The sequence below is a fragment of the Bacillus sp. S3 genome, assembly GCF_005154805.1.
Lineage (GTDB): Bacteria > Bacillota > Bacilli > Bacillales > Cytobacillaceae > Neobacillus.
The window spans coordinates 4,624,411-4,650,536 of the sequence record NZ_CP039727.1 but is presented as its reverse complement, the minus strand read 5'-3'; the positions used below and the strand labels follow the sequence as shown (position 1 = coordinate 4,650,536).

The following is a 26,126-nucleotide window of genomic DNA, read 5'->3' as shown; positions in this document are numbered from 1 at the left end:
GGGGGAGATTTCAATCATGGAGCAACATACCAAAATTATTGACTGTACCATTCGTGATGGAGGGCTAGTTAACAATTGGAATTTTAGCGTCGAATTTGTTCAGGACTTGTACCATGGCCTAAGTGCAGCAGGTGTTGAATACATGGAAATTGGCTATAAAAACTCGGCTAAACTTCTTAATGCGACTGAGCCGAATCCATGGAGATTTCTGGATGATGACTTCCTGAAAGAAATTATCCCGGAGAAAAAATCCACGAAGCTATCTGCTCTTGTAGATATTGGCCGTGTGGACCCGAATGATATTTTGCCTCGCGAGCAAAGTGTATTAGATATGATTCGAATAGCCTGCTACATCCGTGAAGTAGATAAGGGCTTGGAGCTAGTTCAAATGTTTCATGATTTGGGTTACGAGACTTCGCTTAACATTATGGCATTATCAAGTGTCCCTGAAAATCAGTTGATTGAAGCGTTTGAAATGGTGAAGCAAAGTCCTGTCGATGTGGTCTATATCGTTGACTCCTTTGGAAGCTTAGATCCGATGGATATTGAGCATCAAGTGAAAAAGTTTAAAGCGATGCTCCCAAATAAACAGCTTGGGATCCATACGCATAACAATATGCAATTAGCTTTCGCCAATACGTTAACGGCGATGAGAAATGGTGTTACTTTCCTTGATTCGTCCGTTTATGGCATGGGCCGTGCGGCCGGGAACTGTAATACCGAGCTGCTTGTCAGCTATATTCGAAAAACTTCTTATGAAGTGAAACCGGTTCTTGGCGTCATTGAAAACCACATGCTCGAAATGCGCCAAAAGTGGGAGTGGGGCTATATTATTCCTTACATGATTTCCGGGGCCCTAAATGAACACCCGCGAGTCGCCATGGCCTACCGTGATAGCGCCGACCGCAATAAATTCGTCGACTTTTACGACAAAATGACAACACCAGAATCCACATTGGCTCCGGTGTAAGTGGAAGAAGTTTCACAGGGCATTATTATTTGCAGAACTGATAGGATTGATTTTTAATGGGAGCTCCTGATGGGGCTCCCTATTTGTGTGAGCGAAAACCAAGGGGACTTTTCTTGGGGTTAATCTATTTACAGTAAAAGCCATGAGAGCCGTCCCTCTAGTCCTTTCTCTCCAGTCCTTTCTTCCTAATATTCACAAATTTCCGAATAATAGTTTACTAAATTAGAAATGAATTGTAGTATTTTATTATACAATTAATTGTTTGTATATTCGAAAGAGTCGAAAGTTGACTAAATCTGACAGGTTACATACTTTAAAAAAACAACAGAGAGGAGGATGGGGATGATTCGGTTTGATTCTGTAAACAAGTATTATGGGAACTTTCATGTTCTTAAAAATATTAATCTAGAAATTAATAAAGGGGAAGTTGTTGTTGTCATTGGTCCTTCTGGATCGGGGAAAAGTACGATGCTTCGCTGCATTAATCGGCTGGAAACAATTACTGACGGAGAATTAACCGTAAACGGTGTGAAAGTGAATGACAAAAAAACAAATATCAACCAGTTAAGGCGAAATATCGGGATGGTATTTCAGCATTTTTATTTATATCCACATAAGACCGTACTTGAAAATATTACGACCGCACCTTCGATGGTATTAAAACAATCGAAAGAGGAAGCGGAGAAAGTGGCAAGGTATTATCTTGAAAAAGTAGGGATACCCGATAAGGCAAACGCTTATCCATCTCAATTATCAGGGGGCCAGCAGCAAAGGGTGGCGATTGCAAGAGGACTTGCTATGAAACCAGAGATAATGCTGTTTGACGAGCCTACTTCTGCCCTGGATCCGGAAATGATTGGGGAAGTGCTGGACGTTATGAAAACGCTAGCAAAAGAAGGGATGACGATGGTCGTCGTTACCCATGAAATGGGATTTGCGAAAGAGGTTGCAGATCGCATCATATTCATGGACCACGGGCAAATTCTTGAGCAGGGAAAACCGGCTGATTTTTACGTCAATCCAAAAGAAGAAAGAGCGCGTCTATTTCTCAGCCGTATATTAAACCATTAAACTTTAGGGGGATTACTATGTTTAAGAGTAAAACAAGTAAAATTGCTGGCGTTCTTCTATTATCAGCTTCCATGCTGCTTTCAGCTTGCGGTAAAAGCGGTGAAAAAGAAACAGCAGGATCAGCTGCCAAAAATGCTTTAGAGCAAATTAAAGAGAAAGATAAAATTGTGATCGGGGTAAAATACGATACACGATTATTTGGACTTAAGAATCCATCTACCGGTGAAGTTGAAGGTTTTGATATTGATATTTCAAAAGAGTTAGCAAAAGACATTCTTGGTGACGAGAAAAAGGTAGAGTTCAAAGAGGTTACCTCCAAAACTCGTATTCCAATGTTAAACAATGGTGATATTGATGCAATCGTCGCAACCATGACGATTTCAGAGGAACGTAAAAAAGAGGTTGATTTCTCAGATGTCTACTTTGATGCCGGACAATCCCTGCTTGTTAAAAAGGGAAGCCCAATCAAAGGACTTGAAGATTTGAAAAAAGGTACGAAGGTTCTTGCGGTTAAAGGCTCAACATCCGCCATCAATATTCGCGAAAAAGCACCAGATACTACTGTATTAGAATTTGAAAACTATACGGAAGCCTTCACAGCATTGAAATCCGGTCAGGGCGATGCCTTAACAACAGATGACTCGATTCTTTACGGTATGGCTGACCAAGATTCAAGCTATGAGTTGGTCGGTGGTACGTTTACGGAAGAGCCATATGGAATTGCCGTTAAAAAAGGAAATAAAGAACTAGTTGACGCGATTAATAGCGCTCTTCAGAAGATGAAAGATAGCGGAAAGTATGATGAAATTCACAAAAAATGGATCAAAACCAACTAACATCCGTTGAAATCAGGATGGGCATACTTTTGCTCATCCTGACCACTTTTATGAAGAGGGGGGGAGATCTATATGCTCGATTTTACGATACTGATTGATAACTTGGATACATATTTAGAAGGATTTAAGAATACAGTGCTGGCAAGTATACTTGCCCTGATCGGGAGCTTTATTATTGGGGTGATTGTAGCTGTTATGAGAATCGCACCCATTAAACCGTTAAATTGGATTGGCAGCGCTTATGTTGAATTTATCAGGAATATTCCTCTTTTAATCATAGCATTCTTCTTTTATATTGGTCTTCCGGCAATTGGAGTAACGTTAACCGGATTTGTCGCAGGTACGATTGCTCTAGCTATTTATACGGCATCATTCATTGCCGAAGCAATCCGCGCTGGAATACAGGCCGTACCGAAAGGGCAAATGGAGGCAGCAAGATCATCAGGACTCACTTATTTGCAGGCGATGTGGACGATTATTTTGCCACAAGCGATCAAAATCGTCATTCCTCCCATTGGCAATCAGTTTATAAATCTTGTAAAAAACTCCGCCATTTTGGGAATGATCGCCGGTTTAGATTTAATGTACTTCGGTGATTTGGTATCCTCCCATACATTCGTTACATTTGATGTCTATATTTTTGTTGCGATGTTTTACCTTGTGCTAACAATACCATTAAGTCTGGGCGTTGGTTATCTGGAAAAACGCTTGGCTAGAAGTCATTAAGGAGGGGAATGATGGATATTGCAGGAGCTCTCTCAGTCGATCATATAAAATTCCTCGCCGCTGGTTTTAAGGTGACGCTTTACATTGCCTTTGTTTCAATTGTCCTTAGCTTTATTATTGGAATTGTGCTTGGGACATTACGATATGCAAAAATTCCGTTCCTATCGAAGGTCGTCGCAGTGATCGTTGAAACGATTCGGAATATGCCGCTGTTGCTGATTATTTTCTTTACTTTTTTTGGGCTGCCGGAAGTGGGAATAAAGTTAACCCCAACGGTTGCGGCAATCTTAGCATTGACTGTGTTTGAATCAGCCATGTTAGCTGAGATTGTGAGAAGCGGTTTGAATTCAATCGATAAAGGACAAATCGAAGCAGCTCGTTCATCAGGGTTAACGTATATCCAAACGTTAATGTCTATTGTCATGCCACAAGCCCTAAGGCGAATGGTTCCGCCGATTGTCAGCCAATTTATCTCTTTATTAAAGGATACGTCACTGTGCGTGGTTATTGCTCTACCGGAATTCATGCACAACGCCCAAATCATTTATGCGCAAAACATTAATTACATTATTCCAATCTTTATTGTAGTGGCCTTTATGTACTTTATTGTAAACTACTGTTTGTCATTAATTGCACGCAGGCTGGAAAGCAGGCAAGCATAACTTATTTTCATTGTGATAAAAAGAGGTCCGATCCACTGCCTTTAGCAGCGGATCGGACCTCTTTTTATGGATCTTGTGCCTTCAACTAAGTTACACATATAAAAAGACCTTCAGATTATGTTTGCTATCAATAGTGGCAAGAAGGATATTATGTACTTCCGTATGATAAGTAGACGTTAGCTTGTTTGTTAACCACTCTTCCTCTTTACCGATTATCTTCAAAACGGTAAAGTCAATTCTTCCTTCTCGTATGATTGTCTGGGGAAGATCAAAAGGTTCTGCTTGAAGCTGGTAGAATGAAGGGGTAACAGCTTCATATTTGGGGTCTAAGAACAAGGAAATCTCACCGCTGGATTCCCATATGGCTAAGCTTACTTTTTTAGCATCCTCAATTTTTTCTTTCCGCAATTCCGCTAATAGATCATCGATTGAAATTCGTGCCCGTCTTAATCCTTTATACAGGATTTCTCCATCCTTAATAAGTGGGTAGGGCTTAGCATTAATGATTCTTCTTAGTCCCGGCCATTTTAAACTCAAAAAAATACCCAGCAAATAGAGCATAACGATGACAATGGTTGATATGACGGAGCCCTTTAATCCAATTCTCTGGTCTGATAAGGGGTGGGCAATAATGTTTCCCAGCATTAAGGCAATCACAAAATCAAGTAATCGTAACTGTGAAATGGCACGAGAACCCATAACTTTTACAGCAAAGACGACAAAGATAAAAATGACACCTGCTCTTAATACCCACTCAAACATTGATAAAGATTCCTGGCCATGGAAAAAATGCAAGAAGGACACATCCTTTACGAACTACGTCCTCAATAGATTGTCACGAATTCTTTCATTTTACACCTTTTGTCAAAAAGGTTTTTCAAAAACAGGACGTTCTGGGAAGTATGGCAAAAGTTAACTAACAAAATAGCTATCTGGAGGAAACTGGAGCATTGGGTAAGAAAAATAAGCATTTACAGGGTACCTTCGTCTAACCCCTTTAGATAGGGTGAGAGGTCTGCATATCGCGGGATACCAAATTTCGTTATTATTCAGAATTTTGTTATGCTTTAATTATGAAAAATGAAATGTATGGGTCCGGACCCCACATCTTTTATGTAAATACATTTTAAACATCAATGGAGATCTCCCGAACATAACATAAAATCCTTTTTATAAATTTCCTGCCTTTTGATTAAGAGTTGTTATGAGAGGTTTATTTAAAAAGACAAGGAGTGTTTGGATGAGTACAGAAATAAAGAAACCATCTTTAGCTTATTCATTATTTTTACTAATAATGGTTATTTCAATTATAGCAATAGGAATGCTGGTCTTTCAGGCCTCAATACAGATTATGTTGTTTATTACTTTATTAACGATAATTCCCTTTGTGATGAAACTTGGATATTCCTATCAAAGATTGGAGATGGAGATTTTTACCTCCATGCAAAAAGCACTGCAGCCCTCGATAATTCTGTTAGCCGTAGGAATTTTAATCGGATCATGGATTGCATCTGGAACTGTTCCAGCCTTGATCTATTACGGCATTCAATCTATTTCCCCAAAATTCTTTTTGGTGACAACACTTCTATTTTGCTCAATTGTTTCCCTGGCCACCGGATCCTCATGGGCTACATTAGGTACAGCCGGGATTGCGATGATGGGTGTTGGGCAAAGTTTAGGTATTCCTGTTGGAGTAACCGCTGGTGCTATTATTAGTGGTGCCTATTTTGGAGACAAATTATCGCCATTGTCAGATAGTACGAATTTATCGTCAGTCGTAGTCGGTGCAGATTTAATGACCCATATAAAGCATATGCTCTGGTCGACTACTCCTGCCTATATAATAACGGCAATCATTTTCACAATTATGGGATTGAAATATGGGCAGCATTCTGCTAATTCAGGAGATGTTGCTGCGCTGACAGGTTATTTATCAGAGAACTTCCATCTAGGAATCATCCCGTTTATTCCGGTTGCCATCCTATTCGCCTTGCTTATATCAAAGCAGCCGGCGATTACCTCTATTTTCATCGGTGCTTTGGCAGGGGCGGTGACTGCTATTCTTTATCAAGGGGTGGCGATCAGCGATATTTTCACGATCTTCTATGACGGTTATTCTGTTGAATCGGGTATCGAGGAAGTGAATACCTTGCTTCAAAGAGGCGGACTTACCAGTATGCTTTCTTTAGTGGCACTCTTCTTATTTGCCCTTGGAGTAGGTGGACTGTTACAAAAATCTGGTGTACTCGAAGTTATGATTAAAGCCTTAACTAGCCGCATTAAAAGTCAGGGAATGTTAGTCTTCTTCACAATTATCACCGCTTATTTTACCTTGGCCATGGGAGGAGCTTTTTCCTTCTTAGCTGTTATGACAGGGACATTAATGAAACCTTTGTATGATAAATTCAATTTAAGCCCGGAGAATTTGTCCAGGATAATTGAAGATACTGCTACCCAAAGCTGCTCGCTGGTACCGTGGACCGCAAGCGGTCTATTTACTGCAGCCGCATTAGGCGTATCGCCGTTCATCTATGTACCTTTCTGTTTCCTAGCCATGCTCACACCGATCTTCAGCTTAATTTTCGGGATTACAGGATTTACGATGAAAGAAAAGCGGAGTGGCGGCGGTACCTCTCACCCCGCGGATATTCTTGTTTCATAATAATGTTCCACCAAGAGAAAGTTAATTATATATTGGAGGGAGTCTCTGCTGGGGCTCCTTTTTTCAAGTTAAAAGGATTAATGAATTTCGACAGGGGTGGTTTTTTAGAAATAATCAAAATATTTAATTGACAAAAAATTAAAAAAGGTATATATTTAGTTCAGAAACAACTTGTTATAACGTTATACTAAGTTGGAAAAATTATGCACTTGCATTCTTAATAAAATAAGTTTATAAAACTTATTTTATTATTTTCCTTCAACTTGTTATAACGTTATATCAAATAAAATGATTAAATAGGTGAATTTTATGAGACAGGTTAATATTGATAAGAACTCAAAGCTTCCGCTGCATGTTCAGATTTATGAAGACATTAGGGAAAAAATAGAGAGTAAAACATTACATGCGGGAGACAAGCTTCCTTCTGAAAATGAGCTTCAAAATTTATATGATGTTAGTAGAATAACGGTCAGAAGAGCTATTCAAGATTTAGAAAATGAGGGATTTGTAAAAAAATCTCAAGGGAAAGGTACCATTGTTTGTAACCCTAAACAAAAATATGACTTAAAAAGATTAAGTAGTTTTAGTGAAGATGTAAAGGAACATGGGGAAATATCAAGTTCCATTATTCGTGATTTTAAAATCATAAAGGCAGATCATAAAACAGCCTATTCATTAGATATCCTCGAAGGTGATGAAGTTTACTATTTAGAGAGAAGCCGGTTAAGTGGTAATACTGTGGTTGGTTTGCATAAGGCTTATATAAAAAAGTCTAGTGAATTTTCTCTTGATCGAGCAGAGTTTGATGAAACCACATCTTTATACGAAACATTAAAAGATAAAGGGATTCATTTAAAACAAGCCCATGAAATTTTAGAAGCGCAAATGCCAGATAAAGAGATTAAAAGGAGTTTAGGAATTAAAGAAAATGTCCCTATCTTTTTTAAAGAACGAATCACCTTTGATACATCCGGAGCTCCAATCGAGTTTGTCAAAATGTATTATCGCTCAGACGTTTATCAATATAAAGTGACACTAGATGTGAATGATGAGAACAACAATTTATAAAAGGAGAATCTAAAAATGAAAATATATGACGTTCATTCTCACTTAGGTAAAACAAGTTCCGGTGAAGAAAATACTCCAACAGATATTGTTGAAGAGTTAGGAAGGTACGGGATTACAAAAATCGGTATAAGCAGCCTCTCTGGCACATCGACAAGGCAACAAAATGACACAATCTACAATGCGATGCAAGAATACCCTGACATTATTGAAGGATACGGTTTTATTAATCCGAAAGCTCCAGATGCAATAGAGGAAGTTCATCGCTGTTTAGGAAAATACAAGATGAATGGAATAAAGTTCCATTCATGGAAGCATGGTTACTATCCTGATAATACACCAAGCCTTCATGATATTTTCTTTGAAATAGCAAAATATGGGGTACATGTCCAAACGCACGTAGGTACAGCTCCATTAAGTACACCCTATGTTTGGGCCGAATATGCGAAGAAATTCCCAAATATTGATTTCTTATTTACGCATACAGGCTATTATGAGTTTGGTTTATCTACTATTGAATCGATTAAAAGTTTAGATAATGTATGGGTGGAAACATCAGGGCAAATGAATGTGGAGGTGTTAAAAAAATCAATTAACATTCTCGGACCCGAACGCGTTGTCTTTGGAGTAGACTGGCCGTATAAACTAGTTAATATTGAAATTGAAAAATTTTATGAGTTAAATGTTCCTGAAGATCAATTAGAGTACATTTTTCATAAAAACGCCGAATATTTGTGGAGGTATTAATATGATTCATATATTAGTGGTCACCCACGGCATGATGGCAGAAGGAATCGTGCAAACTGCCAAAATGTTTGCTGGAGAACAAGAAAACTTAGATTACGTGTGTTTTAAGGAAGATATGGGTCAAGAAGAACTAACGGAATTGCTAGATGAAAAAATGAAAGGGGTTCCAGTAGGCGAACAATTACTAATCTTCTGTGATATCCTTGGCGGCACACCTTTTAATGTCAGCAGCCGATTAGCGTTTAAAAATGAAAATATTTCTATATTTTATGGGGTGAACTTACCCATCCTTGTCTCGGCCATTTTATCGAGAGAAGGCCAAAACCTACAGGAACTAACCGGATCGCTGGTTGCAGCTAGCAACGAGAGTCTAGGATTAAGTACATTATAAAGGAGAGAAATAAGATGAACATTACCGTATTTAGAATTGACGAGAGATTAATACATGGACAAATTGTTACTGCCTGGATTGCTTATGCTGAAGCCAATCAAATTATCGTAGCGGATGATAAAGCGGCCAATGATGAGTTTCAAAAATCGTTATTACAGATGGCCACACCTAAAAATATTAATCTAAAAATTGTAGGTCTTGAAGAAGCTATTACCATGATTAAAGAAGATACTAGCGATACAAAAGTTCTTTTACTTGTCAGAGGTCCGAAGGAAGCGCTTCAAATGATAGAGGGCGGCATTGATTTAAAAGAGATTAATATCGGAAATATCAACATGAAAAAGGGCAAAAAGAAAGTGTTAGGGAACCTTTGGGTAGATGATGAAGATATTCGCAATTTAACGAAATTAAGTGAAGCAGGGGTCTCCCTTGATATTCGTACAGTACCAAATGAACGAAGCCAAGATGCAATGAAATTAATTCTTAAATAATTTTCCGGCAGGAGGAAAAATGATGGATATTCTAGTTCAAGCCATACTAGTTGGTATTTTTGTCACCATTGCTTATATTGATTCCCATACTTTTCAGACACATATTTTCAGACCCATTTTTGTCGGACCGGTTGTCGGTTTGATCATGGGTGATGTGGCAACGGGCTTAGCCGTTGGTGTCACCATCGAATTAATGTTTCTTGCCGTTATCTTTGTCGGCACTGCAACACCTCCGGACCCAACACTTAGTACCGCGATTGCAGCAGGAATTGCTATTCTTGGCGGCGGGGGTACAGAACTAGCTGTAGCAACTGCATTACCAGTCTCATTTATCGGACAAATTGCTACCACCTTCCAGAATACGGTGATTAACATCTGGTTCATGCACCGGGCAGAAAATGCGATATCCAAGCTAAACACAAGAGGGTTAGTGTTAAATAATACGGTTTACCCAATGGTAACAAATGCGGTTCTTTACGGTGTACCAGCGTTCCTTGCGATTTATTTCGGAGCAGATTTTGTGAAAGGAATTATCGAGGCGATTCCGGAAAAAATTATTACCGGGTTATCTGTCGGCGGCGGAATGATTGGAGCTGTCGGGTTTGCCTTACTATTAAGTACGATTCAAGTTAAAAAGTTCTGGCCGTTTTTATTCTTAGGCTTCTTCTTTGCATCTTATTTACAAATCAACATGATCGGTATCGCATTACTAGGCGTCATCTGTGTAGCTTTGTATTACTACTTAAAGATCGATGATAAAAACGCTAACGCATAAGGAGAGGTTAGGATGGAAAACGAAAAAAAATTAACCAGGAAAGATTTATGGAAAGTCTTCTGGAATCAAATGACGATTCGTACGGCTAATAACTATGAACGTCAACAAAATGCTGGATTTACCCAAGCAATGATGCCGGTTATTGAAAAAGTCTACGATGATCCAGAGGATAAAAAAGAAGCATATGATAGACATATGGAATACTTTTTAACACAAGATATGGTTTCGGCACTCCCTGTTGGGATCAGTGCAGCAATGGAAGAGAGATATGCAAATGAAAGAGACTTTGATCCTTCTACAATTAATTCTGTCAAAACAGCGTTAATGGGGCCATTGGCAGGGTTAGGAGACTCGCTCTTAAATGGTACAGCAAGACCTATTCTTGCCGGGCTTGCTATTTCTCTAGTAAGTGCTGGTACAGGATGGGTTGGACCTATCATGTTTGTGATCTGTATGGCCATTCTCTCTCTTGGTGTTCGGTATTTAGGGGTTTTCCAAGGATATAAACAAGGGGTATCGCTAGTTTCAAAATTCCAATCGTCTGGATTAATTAGCAGGATTTCAGAATTGGCTGGGATTGCCGCATACATTATTGTCGGCGGATTCATTCCTGCCTTGGTGGTCGTGCATATTCCAATTGAATATACGTCCGGAGAAACGACGATTAAAATTCAAGAAACCTTAGATGGTTTGATGCCTGGTGTATTAGGTTTGCTTTATACAGGTTTAATGTATTATCTCATCACAAAGAAAAAGGTTTCAGCGATAAAATTGATTTTCATCACGATGATTATTGGGATTGTCGGCGTTTACGCTGGTATTTTAGGTTGATAGATTAGTAGATAAGCCAAAAGGAAAGGTGTGAGCAAAGTGATAATCGATATACATGCTCATGTAAAAAGAGATCCGGAAACACACAACTATCTCGAACAAGAATTATTGGACGATATGAATAAAAATAATATTACGTCACGAGTTGTGTCTGCTTTCGAAGGGAAATCCATCCTTGATCAAAACAATTATATCTCTGATTTTGTTTCGAGGTATCCTGATCAGCTGATTGGGTGTGCTGTTATTAACCCGAAAGAGGATCATTCAATAGAAGAAACTAGAAGAGTAATGAAGCTTCCTGGGATAAAAATGGTGGAATTTAATTCGATTGAACATGGCTACTACCCTGACAGCTGTCAAAATATAGATCCAATATTGGAGATTCTTGAGGAAAATAACATCCCCGTTAAGGTTTTTACCGGAATAGGAGCAAGATCGATGCCGCAGCAATGGGCGGTCCATGCAAAACGGCATCCGAATCTTACCTTTATTTTTCTTCATATCGGCTGTTTTGACTATGGATACAGCTGTGTGGATGTCGCATTGGAAAATGAAAATGTCCTTGTAGAAACGTCCAATCAGTATGAGGTTCAAGTGTTAAGAAAAGCCTTTTCAATATTACCGAAAGAAAAACTGCTATTTGGTTCATCCTATCCAACGGTTTTAACCAAATCTTCGGTCAATGTGTTTGATATGTTTCACTTAGAAAAGGATTACCTGGAGAGCATCTATCATAAAAATGCAGCAGATTTATTGGAGTAATCTTGTCTTCCGCATTCAACGTTGGTTGAGTGCGGAAGATGAATAACGAAAGGGTGGATCTGATGAAACTAGATATAGAAAGTGTACGAATGCTTCTACCCAATAATGTTCAGCCATTATTTGATGATATCGTAGAGCAAAGAGTGCTAGGGGCAAGTAATCATATTTCCATGATTGGCGAAATGATTGAATCCATCGCATTAACTGGGAAGAAGAATCATAGCGAAGTGAAGGAAATTATAGAAAAAATTCAAGAAGTAACCAACTATTTTATCAAAACAAGGGGAGAAGCGAGTCAGGCAATCAGTAATGCGATTATGCTCATGACGAATCATATTGAAAGTCTGATAGATGTAGATCTTGAAGAGGCAGTTGATAAAATTATTACTAGGAAAAATAGTTATCTCGCGTATAATAGCAATGCCACCGAAAAGGTCCTTGAATGTGCGAGCAGTGTGGTAGAAGATATGAGAAATATTCTTGTTTATGATTACTCTAGTACGGTAGACAAACTATTGAAAAAAATTGGCGGGGCCAATCAAACATATACGATTTACATTCCTGAAAGCCGGATTATTGATGGCGGATTACCCTATGTTAAAAGCTGCAAAGAGGCAGGACATACGATCAAATTTTTCCCGGATGCTGCTCTTATGTATTATTTAAAAGAGTGCGATGTTGCTCTTATGGGCGCTGAAACCTTTTTCCCGAATGGTACTGGCTTTAATACAACCGGTTCTGATCTGGTCGGCTTAGCCTGTGACTATTACAATATACCTTTGTATTTTTTAACTCCGTTAATCAAATTAGATATTCGTCCGATCTATGGATATAAAAAAGAGTTAGTCATCAATGATTTAACAAAGAAATTGACAAAAGAATGGCCGGATCATAGTCTGGCAGAAAATATTGATTTCAAATCTCCTGAATTACTTGGAGTGGAGCCTAAATTTATTAGCGGGTTTATTACGGAAAAGGGTCTGATTCCGACAGAAGAGATGTTTAACGTAAGTGTAGAGTATTATAAAGAGTTAGGAGGAGTCATCTAATGGGGGAAGTATTTCGTCCGAACTGCCACGTTTTATCGATGATCCAACCGCCTCCGCTTCCTGGAAGTTATCGGCACGATAATCAAACGATTGATGAAATTGTGTATGAAGCACTAAAAGAAACAGAAATGGTGCAAGAAAACGGGTTTGACGGGATTATCATTCAAAACATGAATGACATGCCAATCAAACAACATTCAGAGCCTGAAGCCATCGCTTATATGACAAGAATTGGGTATGAAATAAGAAAAGAGTTCCCTGGCTTAACAATGGGAATCTTATTGAATTGGGACGGAGTATCTGGCTTGTCAGTAGCAGATGCAGTGGGTGCAGACTTTGTCCGAGTTGAACACCTGTTTACAGGAGCAAATGTGACGAGTGCCGGAATCCTTCAGGCGCAATGTGTCGATATTGCGAAATTGAGAAAAAGAATTCGAACCAAAGTCCCTGTATATGCAGATATCTACGAAGTACATGGAGTGCCTCTGGGTAGAAAGCCAATCGAAAACGCAGCCTGGGAAGCGGTCCATGAGGCATTTGCCGATGGTCTGTTTATTTCGGGGAATAGCATGGATGAAAGCATTGACATCATTCAGAAAGTAAGAACAAAATTGCCTGATACCCCTCTATTCTTAGGTGGTGGAGCAACAGGAGATAATATTTTCGAACTGCTAAAACATTATGATGGTGTTTCAGTGGCCTCATGGATCAAAAATGGTGATATGAAAAATCCAATTGACCCTGAACGAGCTAAAATATTTATGCGCGAAGCAAATAAAGCAAAGCAATGGAGAGAAAGTTTTAAATAGGAAAACAAAGGGGGCGGTTCTGGTGGCTTTTTAAGCCACCAGAACCGCCCCCTTTGGTCTACATCTCTAAATCCGTAAATGCATATGGTAATAGTTCACCTAAGGTTAATTCCAGGATGTCTTTTTTCTCATTTGTTAAATAAACGGGCATGTCAGGTGTGCAGAATTCTGCCATTACTTGTCTGCAAATGCTGCAAGGCGGAAGGAAGTCTGCTGTATCACCGGCGACGGCGATCGCCTGGAAATCTCCTTTTTTATAACCGTTAGCAATTGCGGTGAAAATAGCTGTTCTCTCTGCACAATTGGTTGCACCTAAGGAAACGTTTTCAACATTGACGCCCGTAATAATATGCCCATCCTTTAGCAACAATGCTGCTCCGACGGGGAATTTAGAGTAAGGAATGTATGCGTTTGCTTTGATTTCACGTGCCTTTGCCATTAATAACTCTTTATCCATCCAACTTAACCTCTCTCCAATTGACCTCCCAAATAGGGGAAACTACCTGATTTTTTGAAAAATAATACTATGAAACTTGCATTGTTATTCAATAATGTAAGTACATTTTCCTAAAAAATAGCCGGTAGGACCTATTATATTAAGGATTTGTAGAATAAATGTCAACCTCAGAAATATGACAATTGAAGAGGAGGTCTATATGCTATAGGATCCGATCCCAAAACCGCGCTTGTGCGATGCCGTCGATAAAGCTTTGAATGCTGGCAGTTTTTAAATCGTAAACACCTGTACCCTCTTTGTTGATGCGGCTATTGGCTAACGCATTTGGATGACTGAGAGCGACAGCCAACGGCTTGTAATGTTTATAGGTGGTTTGAATGAATTCCAGCGCAGGTGTTTGGATAATCGGATCGCTGCTAATTAATAATGCTGCATCATAAAGGCTGGAATCAGCCGTTTCGTACGTATCTGTCACTTTTACATCCATCGTTAAGCTGTGTAGCTTTTTGTCGACAATACTATAATTCAGTTTATGCTGTGCGAAAATCCCCAGCCAAGACGTTAACAACTCCGCATCAGGCTCCCCATTCAGAAGGATGGCAACATTCTTCGTATCGGGTTTCCGTATTGTATTTGCCATACTTAGGGCCGGAGATTTCTTGGCAGATGTCACTTCGCAATTTTTTGCCGGTATGGGTGCACCAATCTTCACCGCGACTTCTTCTGCCAATTGGCGGTCAATATGATTGATCAGCGCAACCGCATTGGCCTTCACCATGTCTGATTTACATTTCCCCAGTTCAAAACTAAAGGCATCCTTGACATGCTGCTGCTCAAAAGGGGCAAGACTGTTATAGAATAATTTTGCCTGTGAGTAGAAATCACGGAAACTTTCGCTGCGGCCGCGGATTTTTCGACCGTCAATTTTCTCTTGATAATGTTCATAACCGCCCTGTTCAACGGGAACAGGCTCCGGCTGATTGGCGTTAAGCGCGTTACGATGGTAACTTGTCTGGCCATGATGAATCGTCATTTGGTGCATGCCGTCCCGTTGATTATTATGGAAAGGGCAGACAGGTTTGTTAATCGGGATTTGGTGGAAATTAGGACCGCCGAGCCTTGAAAGCTGCGTATCGGTATACGAGAATAAACGGCCTTGCAATAGCGGATCATTTGAAAAATCAATTCCTGGTACGACATGGCCCGGGTGGAACGCAACTTGCTCTGTTTCGGCAAAGAAGTTATCGACGTTTCGATCCAATGTCATCTTTCCGACTATTTTCACGGGGACCTCTTCTTCCGGCCATAATTTTGTAGGATCTAAAATATCGAAATCAAAACGATATTCATCTTCTTCCGGAATTAATTGAAATCCGAGCTCCCATTCAGGGTAATCACCTTTTTCAATCGCCTCATATAAATCCTGCCGGTGGAAGTCCGGATTTTTTCCGGCAATCCGTTGGGCTTCTTCCCAGACTAATGAATGAACCCCTAAGGCAGGCTTCCAGTGAAATTTCACAAAATGAGCCTTTCCTTCCGCGTTTATTAGACGAAACGTATGTACACCGAAGCCTTCCATCATCCGCAAACTCCGAGGAATGGCGCGATCGCTCATGTGCCACATCACCATATGAGCCGATTCCGGATTTTGCCCGATAAAATCCCAAAAGGTGTCGTGAGCACTGGCGCCTTGGGGAATTTCATTGTGCGGCTCAGGTTTAACGGCATGAACAAAATCAGGGAATTTAATCGCATCTTGAATAAAGAAAACCGGCATATTATTCCCGACCAAATCAAAGTTGCCTTCATCGGTATAAAATTTCGTAGCAAACCCGCGAACGTCTCTTACAGTATCGCTTGAGCCTCTTGAACCTTGAACGGTGGATATGCGCACAAAGACAGGTGTTGTTTTCGAGGTGTCTGTAAGAAAATCTGCTTTCGTATAGTCTGCTAATGATTCGTAGAGTTGAAAAATACCATGGGCTCCAACCCCGCGGGCATGCACAATTCGTTCCGGAATGCGTTCGTGGTCAAAATGGGTCATTTTTTCGCGGAAATGAAAATCCTCCATCAAGGTCGGCCCGCGCAATCCCGCTTTCAATGAAAACTCGTCCTCTGCCATTTTTAACCCCTGATTTGTCGTTAAACCGGCCTTTTCTTCATTATTGATGGTAAATTGCTTTAACTGCTCCGTCTTTTTGTTATCCATTTGATTCCCAAACCTCCTAAAAGTACATACTTACAACCTTAAGTACCCAATTTGTTGGAAGTAAAACATGTCGGTTTGTTTGGGAGGTGAGTTTTTATCTGCCAACAAGTAGAGTGAATAGTTCTATTAACCGTTTAGTGGTAGAGGCTTAATCGCAGTTTTGGGATTATGGTTTCTTAGATCATCGTGGATATTGATTTATAGAACCTTGTCTTTTATTGGATGCATATCGCTCAGGATTATTATCAAAAATGCATCCAATTCCGCTTATTGGATGCATATCGCACAGGATTTTTATCAAAAATGAATCCAATCGCCCTTATTGGATGCATATCGCACAGGATTATTATAAAAAATGAATCCAATCCCCCTTATTGGATGCATATCGCACAGGATTATTATAAAAAATGCATCCAATCCCGCTTATTGGGTGCATATAGCTCAGGATTTTTGAGAACGTCTAAAATTTTGTGTAAATGGTTATACTTGCCAACTAAGGAGATGATCATTTATGCAAAATTTTGGGGATATGACGATTAAGGAATTGGCTAGCCAATGTGAAACCGTGGATGATATTCAAGCCATGATTAAGGGCCTCTTTAAGGAAACTCTACAACAGGTTTTTGAAGCTGAAATCGAGAATCACCTCGGATATGCAAAAAATGACGTAAGAGGGAATAACTCGGGAAATAGTCGCAACGGGTTTAAATCGAAGACGATTAAATCCAAGTTTGGTGAGACTAAATTAAGCATCCCAAGGGATCGTAATGGAACATATGAACCTCAAATTATTAAAAATTACGAAACCTCAATCAATGGTTTAGAGGATCAAATTATTGCTCTTTATTCCAAAGGAGTGTCAACGAGGGACATCGAAGCACATATGAAGGATATTTACGGTATTGACGTTTCACCAAGCTTGGTGAGTAAGGTGACTGATAAAGTTTTACCCATGGTTGTTGAATGGCAGACCCGTCTACTAGACCCTGTTTATCCGATTGTGTTTTTAGATGCCATCCATTTCAAGGTGAAACATGAAAATAGGATCATCAGTAAAGCTGCTTACACGGTATTAGGCATCAATTCGGAAGGTGTTAAGGACATTCTTGGCATTTGGATTGGCGAAAACGAGAGTGCAAGTTTTTGGTTGAATGTGTGCCAGGAGTTAAAAAGTCGTGGTGTCCAGGACATCTTAATTGCCTGTAAGGACGGGCTTTCTGGCTTCTCTGAGGCAATCAACGCGGCCTATCCAAAGACCACTATTCAGTCGTGTGTTATTCATGAATTACGTAATAATGTTAAGTATGTTCCAAATAAAGACCGTAAGGCCGTTATGGATGATTTAAAGAAAGTCTATAAGGCTGTTACTCTTGAAAAGGCTGAAATTGCCTTTGACGAATTTAAGGGGACATGGGGCAAAAAATACCCTGCTGTTGTGAAATCTTGGGAGGCTAATTGGCTCGAACTTACTGCCTTCTTCTCGTACCCTGTAGAGATTAGGAAACTAATCTATACCACGAACACGATAGAAGCCTTCCATAGACAATTGAGAAAAGTCACGAAAACCAAGACCGCTTATCCTACCGACAATGCACTCAAAAAGATTGTATATCTGGCTACAGTGGGTGTTACGGATAAATGGACTAATCCTATTCCGGGTTGGATAGAATGTAGACAACAGTTTGAGATTATGTTTGAAGGGCGGCTTGGGAAGTAATTCTGTAAGTTACCCTTTATAGAGTTAGGGCTACGCCCTAAGGGTTTATCGCTTTTGTTCTCCCAAAAGGAAAAAGAGAGGAAAATTCCCCTCTCCTTTTGTACAGAACCCTATTAGGTGCTCGGGTTGCTCCCCAGCATTGCCCTATCCCCCTAGTAGGTAAGAACATTGTAATGTCAGTATAGTCTAAAATAAGGTAATTCAACCATTTACACAAAATAATTTACATTCCCGGATTTTTACCAAAAGTGCATCCAATCGCCCTTATTGGATGCATATCGTACAGGATTATTATAAAAAATGGATCCAATCCTGCTTATTGGATGCATATCGCTCAGGATTATTATAAAAAATGCATCCAATCCCCCTTATTGGATGCATATCGCACAGGATTTTTATCAAAAATGCATCCAATCGCCCTTATTGGATGCACTTCACCCAAGAGTTTTAACAAAAATCAATCCAACGTCGTAATTCCTTCCACTTAGGACCCAGGATTTATTCATCTTTTTCAGCGGTTATGACCTAATCCCACAAAAAAACCCCTCGAGAGAACTAATCCCATCATATACAGAAATAAAGCAAAATAAGCTGGCAGCAGGTGGATGAAGGTGGTGTAGCCGATGAAAAAGTGGGTGAGGATGCCTGCACAAAAAGCGGGGATCCCGACTATTAAGAGTGTATACCAAATCCACTTTTCTCCCTGATGAAATCCCCACAAGGAAACCGTAAGCACCAGCAGCCCTACACTAATTAAGGCGCCGCCAAATCCTGCCCGATCATGGGCGATCAGCGGAATCAGCCTGCTGTTGATGTCATTCATTTGCTCAGGTGTCAGACAAATGAAATCGACATCTGTCGGGACGAAAACATGGGTCACGCCAATGGAGGCGATGACCAGACCGCCAAGGATAAATGAGAAGCCTAAGATGACAAAGCAAAGCTGGCCCCAAAGGCTTTTTTTCCAAGCGGAATCGTTGGTGCGATTTTTTGACCGCGGCGTTCCAACAGCATCTTTTGTTTTTCGAAAACCGATAATAAAAACAGGCAAAAGAATGAGCCAAAAAATGGCGTGAAGCCAATCAAAATAGCCATACCCGATAAATAGCAAGATACCGAGAAAACCAATAATCGCTGCCAGATTAATAGCTCTCCGGGCCCAATGCAATCCGTATCGGACGCCATGCCGGGCCAGCATCATATAGAGAATGCCTCCGGAAATCATCGTACCGGCCAGGGTCATTCGATCATGGGCCATGAAATAAATCACGTTCGGATTAATGGCCATAATTTCCTCACGGGTAAATCCTAAAAAAGCCTCATCATAAGGAAGAATCACGGAAGTCATACTAAAAAGAAGCGCCAGCAAGCCGCCCAATGTAATAAACAGGCCGAATAACCAATACCAAATCCAGCCGGCTAATTTAACCGGTTGTTCATCCAGCTGGTCGACTAATGCTTCATTGATTCGTTTTGGCAGCCCCGGGCCTGACAATACATAGCCGCTTGACAGCATGATCAATTCGGCCCCCTCCTCAAGAAGTGAAAGGGCATCCTCTGGCTCCAAAACACCTCCCGAAATGATGAGGGGCTTTGCAAAACCATTTGATTTCAACATTCGTAAGGAAGAGATGAAATCATTCGTTTGCTTAGGCGGAAATCTTCGGGCACTCCCCGTCATTTTAGAGTTTTCCTCCAAGACAATGCCATCAAACTCGTTTATGGTATAAATCATAGATGGAACGCTGCTTTGTTGGATCGAAAGCAGAAGTGGCTTATTCCCGAGCAAATCCTTTATCGTCTTGATTTCCCCAGTGGTGTATTGCTTTTCAAGGACAAATGCGTCTCCATAGGGAGTCAATGATGGTAATGCAGTTAGCAATTCTTCGAACGCAAGATCCTGACTCATTCGAATAAAAACCGGCTGACGGAGCGGCTTTCGTGCCGCAAGCTTTTGCAGCGTTTTTTCCATCCCCAGAGATTCGAGTGAAACGGGAAAAAGAATTTCGTTTTCCGATACAGAAAATTGCGCGGGGCGTACCGAGGCTGGAGCAATTGGCCCGATCTCGATGAATCCAAAGCCTAGATTGGAAAAAGCGGTGGTTCCTGATAGGAAAGGATCTATTTTTCCGCTTAAGCCGACTGGATTTGTGAAGGTGAGCCCCATGATACTTTTTGAAAGTGCGGGAGAGTGGGCCATATGCCCAATAAATTCAATAAAATGCCCTCCGCCCGGGAGAGAAGCAATCCAATTCATCCCGCGATGGATAAACTCTCTTCCTGCCGCATTCGGTAACCGCGTTACCACTGGTTTAAACAGTGTATGATAGGACCAATCTGGCACGTCATCATCCCCCATTCTACTTTCGTGCCTTTGTATACCTTAAATATATCAAATCATTGCTGTTATTTGTTTACTTTGTAATAAGAGCATCGGAGTGGAAAGTAAAATACGAATTTACTTGTTGGATTGATGGTACAGATGGTGTTATACTTACATTAATTTATGATTCTTAAGGATGGAAAATATATGAAACCGTTGCAAACTGATAGTGTGATACCTCTGTACCATCAGCTTAAGGATAGATTAAAAAAATCTATCGAAAGCGGACAATGGAAGCCTGGAGATCAGATCCCATCTGAAAATCAATTAATGAATGAGTACAATGTGAGCCGAAATACGGCGAAAAAATCAATTGAAGAGCTTGTCCAAGATGGTCTGCTTTATCGAATTCAGGGGAAGGGGACGTTTGTGGCCAAGCCTAAGCTGCAGCAGTCATTAATGAGTCTATATAGTTTCAGTAAAGTTTTTAAAGAAAAAGGGTTAGTGCCGAAAGATATCATTCTTGAGATTCGAGAAGTTAAGCCGTCTCCGGAAATCAAAGCAGAGCTTCAACTATCAGGCGATGAGACTGTCATTGAAATGAAGCGCCTGCGCTGTGTCGGGGATGACCCATTTACCCTTGAATCTTCCTTCTTTCCAAAAATGGTGGTACCGGAGATGGAGCAGTTGAAGAGAGTGGGAGAAACATCTCTTTATGATTTGCTCGAACAGGAGTTTAACATTATTGTTACAAAGGCAAGAGAAGTATTCGAGCCGGTTTTAATCCGGGAGGAGGAGAGTAAATATCTGCAAACTACTGCAGGAAAACCTGCTCTCTTATTGGAGCGAACCGCTTTTGGTGCCAATGGACTTCCCGTGGAATTTTGCCGTTCTATTGTTCGCGGTGACAGATGCCGTTTTTATACAGAACTTACTTAAAAGGATTCACTTACCAAAAAGCCCCCCTGTAAGAAAAAAGCAGGGGTCTTTTTTTATATTCATGCAAGAAAACGTTTATAGAAGAGGTTACGGATACCGTAGGGAAATAAGAAACGAAGTGTTTACATATTTTTTATCTGTTGGGTTGACCCAACAAGTTGGAGTGTTATAATAAAATTATCGAGTGAATGAACTCATGGCACTAGCCTTTGAGTTTTTCTTCTATCTAACATGTACCATCAACCCATCTTTATAAAGCTTTATTTCTTAATTTATTTTTCCGAGGTGAAGAAGATGAAAAAGGCAATTGGCATTGATATTGGCGGGACCAAAGTTGCGGCAGGCATCATTTCTGAAGGCGGGGAACTGCTAAAGCGTGCGGAAGTCAAAAGTGATGCTTCAGATCGAGAAAAGATGTTTGCCAGTGTAGTAGAAGCGGTGGAGCAGCTTCTTCGTGATTCTTCTTTTTCAATCGCCGACATGGCAGGTATAGGTGTGGGTGTACCAGGCAAGGTTGACCGCGAGAATGGGATTGCCGTTTTCCAAAATAATCTTCCATGGGCGGATTTCCCTGTCAAAGCACGTTTGCAGGAGCAATTCGGGCTTGAGCGTATTACGCTCGACAACGATGTGTATACGGCGGCGTTTGCCGAGTGGAAAACTGCCGGGGGAGATTGCGAGGAAACGTTTGTCTATATGACTATCAGTACCGGTATCTCCTGCTCCATTATCCACAATGGTTCGTTTTTCAGAGGAGCGGGATTTGCAGGGGAGCTCGGGTTATTTCCGATCCTTTCGAATGCTGCTGGTCAGAAACTGGAGCGGCTGGAAAAGGCAGCTGCCGGACCCGCAATCGAAAAGTTGGCTGCTGAAACATTGCAGGTGGCGAATCTATCGACCAAGGATGTTTTCGACCGCTACTTCGCTGGAGTCGAGGAGTATCAGCCGATTATTGATGAGGTGACGGACAACTGGGCACAAGGCCTTTATGCCATTTCCTGCTTGGTGGATCCGCATAAGCTTGTGTTCGGCGGCAGCGTTATCGCTAATAATCCGGGTCTGTTGGAAATAGTAAAGGAAAAACTGAAAAACTATCAAATCGCCGAGCAGCAGCATCTCTTAGACTATATGTCTATTAGCACCTTAAAGCAGGATAACGGCGTCGTCGGGGCCGGGCTGCGGGTGTTTGAGGGTTGAAAAACGGGGATCAAAAAAACTAGAGGAATTCGCAAATTAACCGGTCGGATTACCAAATAAACGACAAAAACACGCAAAAAGACTTCTGATTGGAGTCAGAAACGATCAAAAGGAGTGTCTTTCATATATGTTTACATTGAGTCAGGAACAATTACAGAGCAAAGGCGCGGCGATTACCACCGCGGAAATCAAGCAGCAGCCTGAACTATGGGCTGAAACGTTGTCATTATATACTGAAAAGCGTGGAAAAATTGAGGCGTTTTTCCAAAATATCACTGATAAGCATGACCGTGTTCGCGTCATTTTTACAGGCGCGGGAACATCCGCTTATGTCGGCGACACTGTGACCCCGTATTTAAAAGGAAAAGTAGATGAGCATAAGTGGGATGTGCAGAGTGTTCCGACAACAGCAATCGTCTCCAACCCATACCAATTTTTAAAAGCCGATATTCCCACCCTGCTTGTATCGTTTGCGAGAAGCGGCAATAGTCCGGAAAGCGTGGCAACCGTCGAGCTGGCAGAACAATTAGTTCCTAACCTGTTTCAGATTACGATTACTTGCTCAAAGGAAGGGAAGCTGGCACAGCGAGCCAAAGGCGATGAGCGCAATCTGTTATTATTAATGCCTGAAAGGTCAAATGATCAGGGCTTTGCCATGACCGGAAGCTATACCTGTATGGCGTTAACAGCCCTGCTCATTTTTGATTCATTGTCCGTGGAAGAGAAAATGAACATTGTCAGTGCGATCCGTCGGATGGGCGAAAGTGTTGTGAACCGGGAGTCTGAGATGCAAAACATGGTGAGTGCTGATTTTGACCGGATTATTTATCTTGGTTCCGGTGGCTTTGAAGGCTTGGCACGGGAAGCGCAATTAAAAATTCTCGAATTAACGGCTGGAAAAATGGCCACTTCCTTTGACTCGTCACTCGGTTTCCGCCACGGTCCCAAGTCATTTGTGAACGAAAAAGCAGCCGTGTTTGTGTTTGTGTCTAACCAGCCTTATACACGACAGTATGATATCGATATGCTAAATGAATTAAAGGATGATCAAATTGCCCAGTCGGTTTATGCAATCGCAGTGGAAGGGGAGATCAATTATGATGGCAGCTCCTTCTCATTCGAAAGCAGCGGCAGCATCATTCCGGACGCCTATCTGTCACTGCCGTTTGTCATGGTGGCTCAAACCATTGCGTTGCTTGCGGCAATAAAAGTGGGAAATACACCGGATACGCCATCGCCGACAGGAACGGTCAACCGTGTCGTCAAAGGGGTTATCATTCACGAGTACAAGTAAATCACAGGGCTTTTCCTTGTCTTAAATAGAGGTGCAGGAATGAAACAGTTTATTTATGCAGATAGATTTTTTCTTGAGGAGCAAGTCGCAGGCCCTGGTTTTCTCGAAATCAAAGAGGGGAAATTTGCCGGCTTCTATGAGACGCTCCCGAATAAAGAAGCCAACATCATAGATCATTCCGGGCATTGGATTGCGCCCGGTTTAGTCGACACCCATATTCATGGCTTTCATAACCACGATATCATGGATAATGATGCGGCTGGGCTGAAGGCGATTTCCGAGGGGCTGCTTTCCTGCGGAGTGACATCGTTTTTGCCGACAACGCTCACCGCTTCGACGGAACTGTTGAATGAAGTGGTTGCGATGATTGGTGAAAATTACGCAAAGGTACAGGGTGCCAAAATAAAAGGCATCTTTTTAGAAGGTCCCTTTTTTACCGAAAAACACAAAGGGGCCCAAAATACCAACTATTTTTGTGATCCGTCGATTGAAAAACTCAAAACCTGGCAGAAGCAATCGAATCATTTTATCAAAAAAATTGCCCTCGCACCTGAGCGGAACGGGGCTTCGGCCTTTATTGAGCATGCCGTAAAAGACGGGGTTGCCGTGGCGCTGGCCCACAGTGACGCGACGTATGACCAAGCAAAGCAGGCGGTGGAACATGGTGCATCGATTTTTGTTCATACGTTCAATGGCATGAGCGGGCTGCACCACCGCGATCCGGGGATGGCCGGCGCCGCGATGAATCTCACGAACGTATTTGCTGAAATTATTTGTGACGGGCACCATGTTCATCCTGCCGCAGCGAACATTCTCATGAATGCCCGCGGCCGCAAGGAGGTAGTGATGGTGACTGACTGTATGATGGCCGGCGGCATGCCGGAAGGGCACTATCAGCTGGGGGAATTCCCTGTTGAAGTGAAGAATGGAGCGGCCCGGCTTGAGAATGGTAGCTTGGCAGGCAGTATTCTGCAATTAATTGATGCCGTCCGAAATGTTGTCGACTGGGGGATTGCGGCCCCGGAAGAAGCGATTTATATGGCGAGCACCGCCCCGGCAAAAAGTATTGAGCTTGACAGGGAATGCGGCAAGATTGCTGCCGGCCTCGATGCCGATTTTATTGTGCTTACGCCGGAGCTCGAATTAACCGCCACCTATCTTGATGGTGTCTGCCGGTATCAAGCGGGAAAAGAGGGAGTGCAATGATTTTAGCGGTCACTATGAATCCATCGGTTGATATTTCTTACCCGTTGGCCGAGTTTAAGCTGGATGATGTCAATCGGGTAGAACAGGTACGGAAAACGGCCGGCGGCAAGGGTTTAAATGTCGCCCGTGTCATCCGGCAAATGGATGAGGACGTCCTGGCGACAGGCGTACTCGGCGGAACTTTGGGCGACTATATCATCCAGGAGCTGTCGAAAACGGAGATAGCCAATGATTTTTTAAAAATAAACCAAGAGTCACGCAATTGCATCGCGATTCTCCATGATGGCCAGCAGACGGAAATTTTGGAGTCCGGCCCAACCTTAACAGAAGAGAACGGGGCGGCTTTCGTCAAAAAGTATCAGGAACTGCTTTCAGGCGTCTCGATTGTTACGATCTCCGGCAGTTTACCAAAAGGGTTGGAGCCTGGTTATTATCGACAGTTGGTGGAAAACGGCCGGGAGCAAGGGATTCCTGTGATTGTCGATACATCCGGCGAGGCGCTCCGGCAGGTGTTAGTCCATCGGGTAAAGCCTTTTGCCATCAAGCCGAATCTAACGGAGTTGTCCCAGCTTTTGGGTCAGGAAGTGGAGCCGGGAATTGACAGCTTGCAGCAGGCACTGTCTGATGAACTTTTTCAAGGGATTGAATGGATTGTGGTTTCTCTCGGCAGTGAAGGTGCGTTTGTGAAGCATAGAGCGGATTTTTACAGGGTCACGATCCCGGCGATTGAGGTCGTGAACCCTGTTGGCTCCGGAGATGCGACCGTTGCCGGGCTGGCGGCTGCCCTGAAACGGAATCTCCCTGTTGCTGATGTGCTGAAAACAGCGATGACAACAGGGATGCTTAATACGATGGAAGCAGGCACAGGGTCGATTAATTATGCGAATTTCAGCCGATTATTTGAAATGGTTCAAATTACGAAGATAAATTCATAGAG

General features: G+C 41.7%; 25 protein-coding genes. 21 read left to right on the top strand and 4 right to left on the bottom strand.

What is annotated here, in order from left to right; all coding sequences use genetic code 11:
• The first annotated feature begins 16 nt into the window (after window positions 1–16).
• The 5 genes from FAY30_RS22335 (at window position 17) to FAY30_RS22315 (ending at window position 4,265) form a co-directional block, all read left to right on the top strand.
• Window positions 17–970 carry an aldolase catalytic domain-containing protein gene (locus FAY30_RS22335; protein WP_149871937.1) on the top strand — a complete coding sequence of 318 codons (954 nt, stop codon included), beginning with the start codon at window positions 17–19 and terminating at the stop codon, window positions 968–970.
• A 342-nt stretch (window positions 971–1,312) separates the two neighbouring features.
• A complete protein-coding gene (locus FAY30_RS22330) occupies window positions 1,313–2,041 on the top strand; it encodes an amino acid ABC transporter ATP-binding protein (RefSeq protein ID WP_149871936.1) in 729 nt (242 codons plus the stop codon).
• 17 nt (window positions 2,042–2,058) lie between these two features.
• A complete protein-coding gene (locus FAY30_RS22325; RefSeq protein WP_149871935.1) occupies window positions 2,059–2,877 on the top strand; it encodes a transporter substrate-binding domain-containing protein in 819 nt (272 codons plus the stop codon).
• Between the two features lie 72 nt (window positions 2,878–2,949).
• Window positions 2,950–3,603, top strand: a complete 654-nt coding sequence (locus tag FAY30_RS22320) for an amino acid ABC transporter permease (protein ID WP_149871934.1) — start codon at window positions 2,950–2,952, stop codon at window positions 3,601–3,603.
• Window positions 3,604–3,614: 11 nt separating this feature from the next.
• Window positions 3,615–4,265, top strand: a complete 651-nt coding sequence (locus FAY30_RS22315; RefSeq protein ID WP_149871933.1) for an amino acid ABC transporter permease — start codon at window positions 3,615–3,617, stop codon at window positions 4,263–4,265.
• A 90-nt stretch (window positions 4,266–4,355) separates the two neighbouring features.
• Here FAY30_RS22315 and FAY30_RS22310 read toward each other — a convergent pair whose 3' ends face one another.
• Window positions 4,356–5,027: a DUF421 domain-containing protein gene (locus tag FAY30_RS22310; RefSeq protein ID WP_149871932.1), complete on the bottom strand. Its 672-nt coding sequence runs from the start codon at window positions 5,025–5,027 to the stop codon at window positions 4,356–4,358.
• A 478-nt stretch (window positions 5,028–5,505) separates the two neighbouring features.
• On the opposite strand from FAY30_RS22310, the gene nhaC reads away from it, so the two are divergent.
• The 10 genes from nhaC to FAY30_RS22260 all read left to right on the top strand — a co-directional run bounded on the left by nhaC (window position 5,506) and on the right by FAY30_RS22260 (window position 13,847).
• Window positions 5,506–6,927 (top strand): Na+/H+ antiporter NhaC, encoded by a 1,422-nt coding sequence (gene nhaC, locus FAY30_RS22305; RefSeq protein WP_149871931.1) that lies wholly within the window; start codon window positions 5,506–5,508, stop codon window positions 6,925–6,927.
• A 309-nt stretch (window positions 6,928–7,236) separates the two neighbouring features.
• Window positions 7,237–7,995: a GntR family transcriptional regulator gene (locus tag FAY30_RS22300; protein ID WP_149871930.1), complete on the top strand. Its 759-nt coding sequence runs from the start codon at window positions 7,237–7,239 to the stop codon at window positions 7,993–7,995.
• Window positions 7,996–8,010: 15 nt separating this feature from the next.
• Window positions 8,011–8,739 carry an amidohydrolase family protein gene (locus FAY30_RS22295; protein ID WP_149871929.1) on the top strand — a complete coding sequence of 243 codons (729 nt, stop codon included), beginning with the start codon at window positions 8,011–8,013 and terminating at the stop codon, window positions 8,737–8,739.
• Window position 8,740: 1 nt separating this feature from the next.
• Entirely contained in the window at window positions 8,741–9,130 is a 390-nt protein-coding gene (locus FAY30_RS22290; protein ID WP_149871928.1) for a PTS sugar transporter subunit IIA, read from the top strand.
• 14 nt (window positions 9,131–9,144) lie between these two features.
• Complete coding sequence (locus tag FAY30_RS22285) at window positions 9,145–9,621, top strand: PTS sugar transporter subunit IIB (protein ID WP_149871927.1); 477 nt, start codon at window positions 9,145–9,147, stop codon at window positions 9,619–9,621.
• 22 nt (window positions 9,622–9,643) lie between these two features.
• Complete coding sequence (locus FAY30_RS22280; RefSeq protein ID WP_149871926.1) at window positions 9,644–10,396, top strand: PTS mannose/fructose/sorbose/N-acetylgalactosamine transporter subunit IIC; 753 nt, start codon at window positions 9,644–9,646, stop codon at window positions 10,394–10,396.
• 12 nt (window positions 10,397–10,408) lie between these two features.
• Window positions 10,409–11,227, top strand: coding sequence for a PTS system mannose/fructose/sorbose family transporter subunit IID (locus tag FAY30_RS22275; protein WP_149871925.1), 819 nt, complete (start codon window positions 10,409–10,411; stop codon window positions 11,225–11,227).
• Window positions 11,228–11,266: 39 nt separating this feature from the next.
• Window positions 11,267–11,989 carry an amidohydrolase family protein gene (locus tag FAY30_RS22270; protein ID WP_149871924.1) on the top strand — a complete coding sequence of 241 codons (723 nt, stop codon included), beginning with the start codon at window positions 11,267–11,269 and terminating at the stop codon, window positions 11,987–11,989.
• A gap of 62 nt (window positions 11,990–12,051) precedes the next feature.
• Window positions 12,052–13,038, top strand: coding sequence for an IF-2B domain-containing protein (locus FAY30_RS22265; RefSeq protein WP_149871923.1), 987 nt, complete (start codon window positions 12,052–12,054; stop codon window positions 13,036–13,038).
• Window positions 13,038–13,847, top strand: coding sequence for a BtpA/SgcQ family protein (locus FAY30_RS22260; protein ID WP_149871922.1), 810 nt, complete (start codon window positions 13,038–13,040; stop codon window positions 13,845–13,847). The genes FAY30_RS22265 and FAY30_RS22260 overlap by 1 nt, the downstream gene beginning before the upstream one ends.
• Before the next feature lie 58 nt (window positions 13,848–13,905).
• Here the strand turns inward: FAY30_RS22260 and FAY30_RS22255 are convergent, their stop codons facing one another.
• Window positions 13,906–14,304 (bottom strand): cytidine deaminase, encoded by a 399-nt coding sequence (locus FAY30_RS22255; RefSeq protein WP_149871921.1) that lies wholly within the window; start codon window positions 14,302–14,304, stop codon window positions 13,906–13,908.
• A gap of 202 nt (window positions 14,305–14,506) precedes the next feature.
• Window positions 14,507–16,513 carry a catalase gene (locus tag FAY30_RS22250; protein ID WP_149871920.1) on the bottom strand — a complete coding sequence of 669 codons (2,007 nt, stop codon included), beginning with the start codon at window positions 16,511–16,513 and terminating at the stop codon, window positions 14,507–14,509.
• 511 nt (window positions 16,514–17,024) lie between these two features.
• Here FAY30_RS22250 and FAY30_RS22245 point away from each other — a divergent pair.
• Window positions 17,025–18,230, top strand: coding sequence for an IS256 family transposase (locus tag FAY30_RS22245; RefSeq protein WP_149870129.1), 1,206 nt, complete (start codon window positions 17,025–17,027; stop codon window positions 18,228–18,230).
• A 511-nt stretch (window positions 18,231–18,741) separates the two neighbouring features.
• Here the strand turns inward: FAY30_RS22245 and FAY30_RS22240 are convergent.
• A complete protein-coding gene (locus tag FAY30_RS22240; RefSeq protein ID WP_149871919.1) occupies window positions 18,742–20,574 on the bottom strand; it encodes a beta/alpha barrel domain-containing protein in 1,833 nt (610 codons plus the stop codon).
• Window positions 20,575–20,760: 186 nt separating this feature from the next.
• Between FAY30_RS22240 and FAY30_RS22235 the strand changes: the two genes are divergently transcribed.
• From FAY30_RS22235 to lacC, 5 genes are all read left to right on the top strand, one after another.
• The gene (locus FAY30_RS22235; RefSeq protein WP_149871918.1) at window positions 20,761–21,492 is read left to right on the top strand and encodes a GntR family transcriptional regulator; all 732 of its coding nucleotides are present in this window, start codon (window positions 20,761–20,763) and stop codon (window positions 21,490–21,492) included.
• Between the two features lie 294 nt (window positions 21,493–21,786).
• The gene (locus FAY30_RS22230) at window positions 21,787–22,689 is read left to right on the top strand and encodes an ROK family protein (RefSeq protein ID WP_149872821.1); all 903 of its coding nucleotides are present in this window, start codon (window positions 21,787–21,789) and stop codon (window positions 22,687–22,689) included.
• A 127-nt stretch (window positions 22,690–22,816) separates the two neighbouring features.
• Window positions 22,817–23,983, top strand: coding sequence for an SIS domain-containing protein (locus FAY30_RS22225; RefSeq protein WP_149871917.1), 1,167 nt, complete (start codon window positions 22,817–22,819; stop codon window positions 23,981–23,983).
• 39 nt (window positions 23,984–24,022) lie between these two features.
• Window positions 24,023–25,189: an N-acetylglucosamine-6-phosphate deacetylase gene (nagA, locus tag FAY30_RS22220; RefSeq protein ID WP_149871916.1), complete on the top strand. Its 1,167-nt coding sequence runs from the start codon at window positions 24,023–24,025 to the stop codon at window positions 25,187–25,189.
• Entirely contained in the window at window positions 25,186–26,124 is a 939-nt protein-coding gene (gene lacC / locus FAY30_RS22215; protein WP_149871915.1) for a tagatose-6-phosphate kinase, read from the top strand. The genes nagA and lacC overlap by 4 nt, the downstream gene beginning before the upstream one ends.
• The last annotated feature ends 2 nt before the right edge of the window (window positions 26,125–26,126 follow it).

Bases quoted from the DNA above. Each gene is read 5' to 3' on its own strand.
- FAY30_RS22260 (WP_149871922.1), top strand. From the start codon at position 13,038: ATGGGGGAAGTATTTCGTCCGAACTGCCACGTTTTATCGATGATCCAA.
- FAY30_RS22245 (WP_149870129.1), top strand. From the start codon at position 17,025: ATGCAAAATTTTGGGGATATGACGATTAAGGAATTGGCTAGCCAATGT.
- FAY30_RS22250 (WP_149871920.1), bottom strand. From the start codon at position 16,513: ATGGATAACAAAAAGACGGAGCAGTTAAAGCAATTTACCATCAATAAT.
- FAY30_RS22275 (WP_149871925.1), top strand. From the start codon at position 10,409: ATGGAAAACGAAAAAAAATTAACCAGGAAAGATTTATGGAAAGTCTTC.
- nagA (WP_149871916.1), top strand. From the start codon at position 24,023: ATGAAACAGTTTATTTATGCAGATAGATTTTTTCTTGAGGAGCAAGTC.
- FAY30_RS22330 (WP_149871936.1), top strand. From the start codon at position 1,313: ATGATTCGGTTTGATTCTGTAAACAAGTATTATGGGAACTTTCATGTT.
- FAY30_RS22310 (WP_149871932.1), bottom strand. From the start codon at position 5,027: ATGTTTGAGTGGGTATTAAGAGCAGGTGTCATTTTTATCTTTGTCGTC.
- FAY30_RS22320 (WP_149871934.1), top strand. From the start codon at position 2,950: ATGCTCGATTTTACGATACTGATTGATAACTTGGATACATATTTAGAA.
- FAY30_RS22300 (WP_149871930.1), top strand. From the start codon at position 7,237: ATGAGACAGGTTAATATTGATAAGAACTCAAAGCTTCCGCTGCATGTT.
- FAY30_RS22290 (WP_149871928.1), top strand. From the start codon at position 8,741: ATGATTCATATATTAGTGGTCACCCACGGCATGATGGCAGAAGGAATC.
- FAY30_RS22285 (WP_149871927.1), top strand. From the start codon at position 9,145: ATGAACATTACCGTATTTAGAATTGACGAGAGATTAATACATGGACAA.
- FAY30_RS22255 (WP_149871921.1), bottom strand. From the start codon at position 14,304: ATGGATAAAGAGTTATTAATGGCAAAGGCACGTGAAATCAAAGCAAAC.
- FAY30_RS22280 (WP_149871926.1), top strand. From the start codon at position 9,644: ATGGATATTCTAGTTCAAGCCATACTAGTTGGTATTTTTGTCACCATT.
- FAY30_RS22235 (WP_149871918.1), top strand. From the start codon at position 20,761: ATGAAACCGTTGCAAACTGATAGTGTGATACCTCTGTACCATCAGCTT.
- FAY30_RS22225 (WP_149871917.1), top strand. From the start codon at position 22,817: ATGTTTACATTGAGTCAGGAACAATTACAGAGCAAAGGCGCGGCGATT.
- FAY30_RS22230 (WP_149872821.1), top strand. From the start codon at position 21,787: ATGAAAAAGGCAATTGGCATTGATATTGGCGGGACCAAAGTTGCGGCA.
- nhaC (WP_149871931.1), top strand. From the start codon at position 5,506: ATGAGTACAGAAATAAAGAAACCATCTTTAGCTTATTCATTATTTTTA.
- FAY30_RS22295 (WP_149871929.1), top strand. From the start codon at position 8,011: ATGAAAATATATGACGTTCATTCTCACTTAGGTAAAACAAGTTCCGGT.
- FAY30_RS22265 (WP_149871923.1), top strand. From the start codon at position 12,052: ATGAAACTAGATATAGAAAGTGTACGAATGCTTCTACCCAATAATGTT.
- FAY30_RS22325 (WP_149871935.1), top strand. From the start codon at position 2,059: ATGTTTAAGAGTAAAACAAGTAAAATTGCTGGCGTTCTTCTATTATCA.
- lacC (WP_149871915.1), top strand. From the start codon at position 25,186: ATGATTTTAGCGGTCACTATGAATCCATCGGTTGATATTTCTTACCCG.
- FAY30_RS22315 (WP_149871933.1), top strand. From the start codon at position 3,615: ATGGATATTGCAGGAGCTCTCTCAGTCGATCATATAAAATTCCTCGCC.
- FAY30_RS22335 (WP_149871937.1), top strand. From the start codon at position 17: ATGGAGCAACATACCAAAATTATTGACTGTACCATTCGTGATGGAGGG.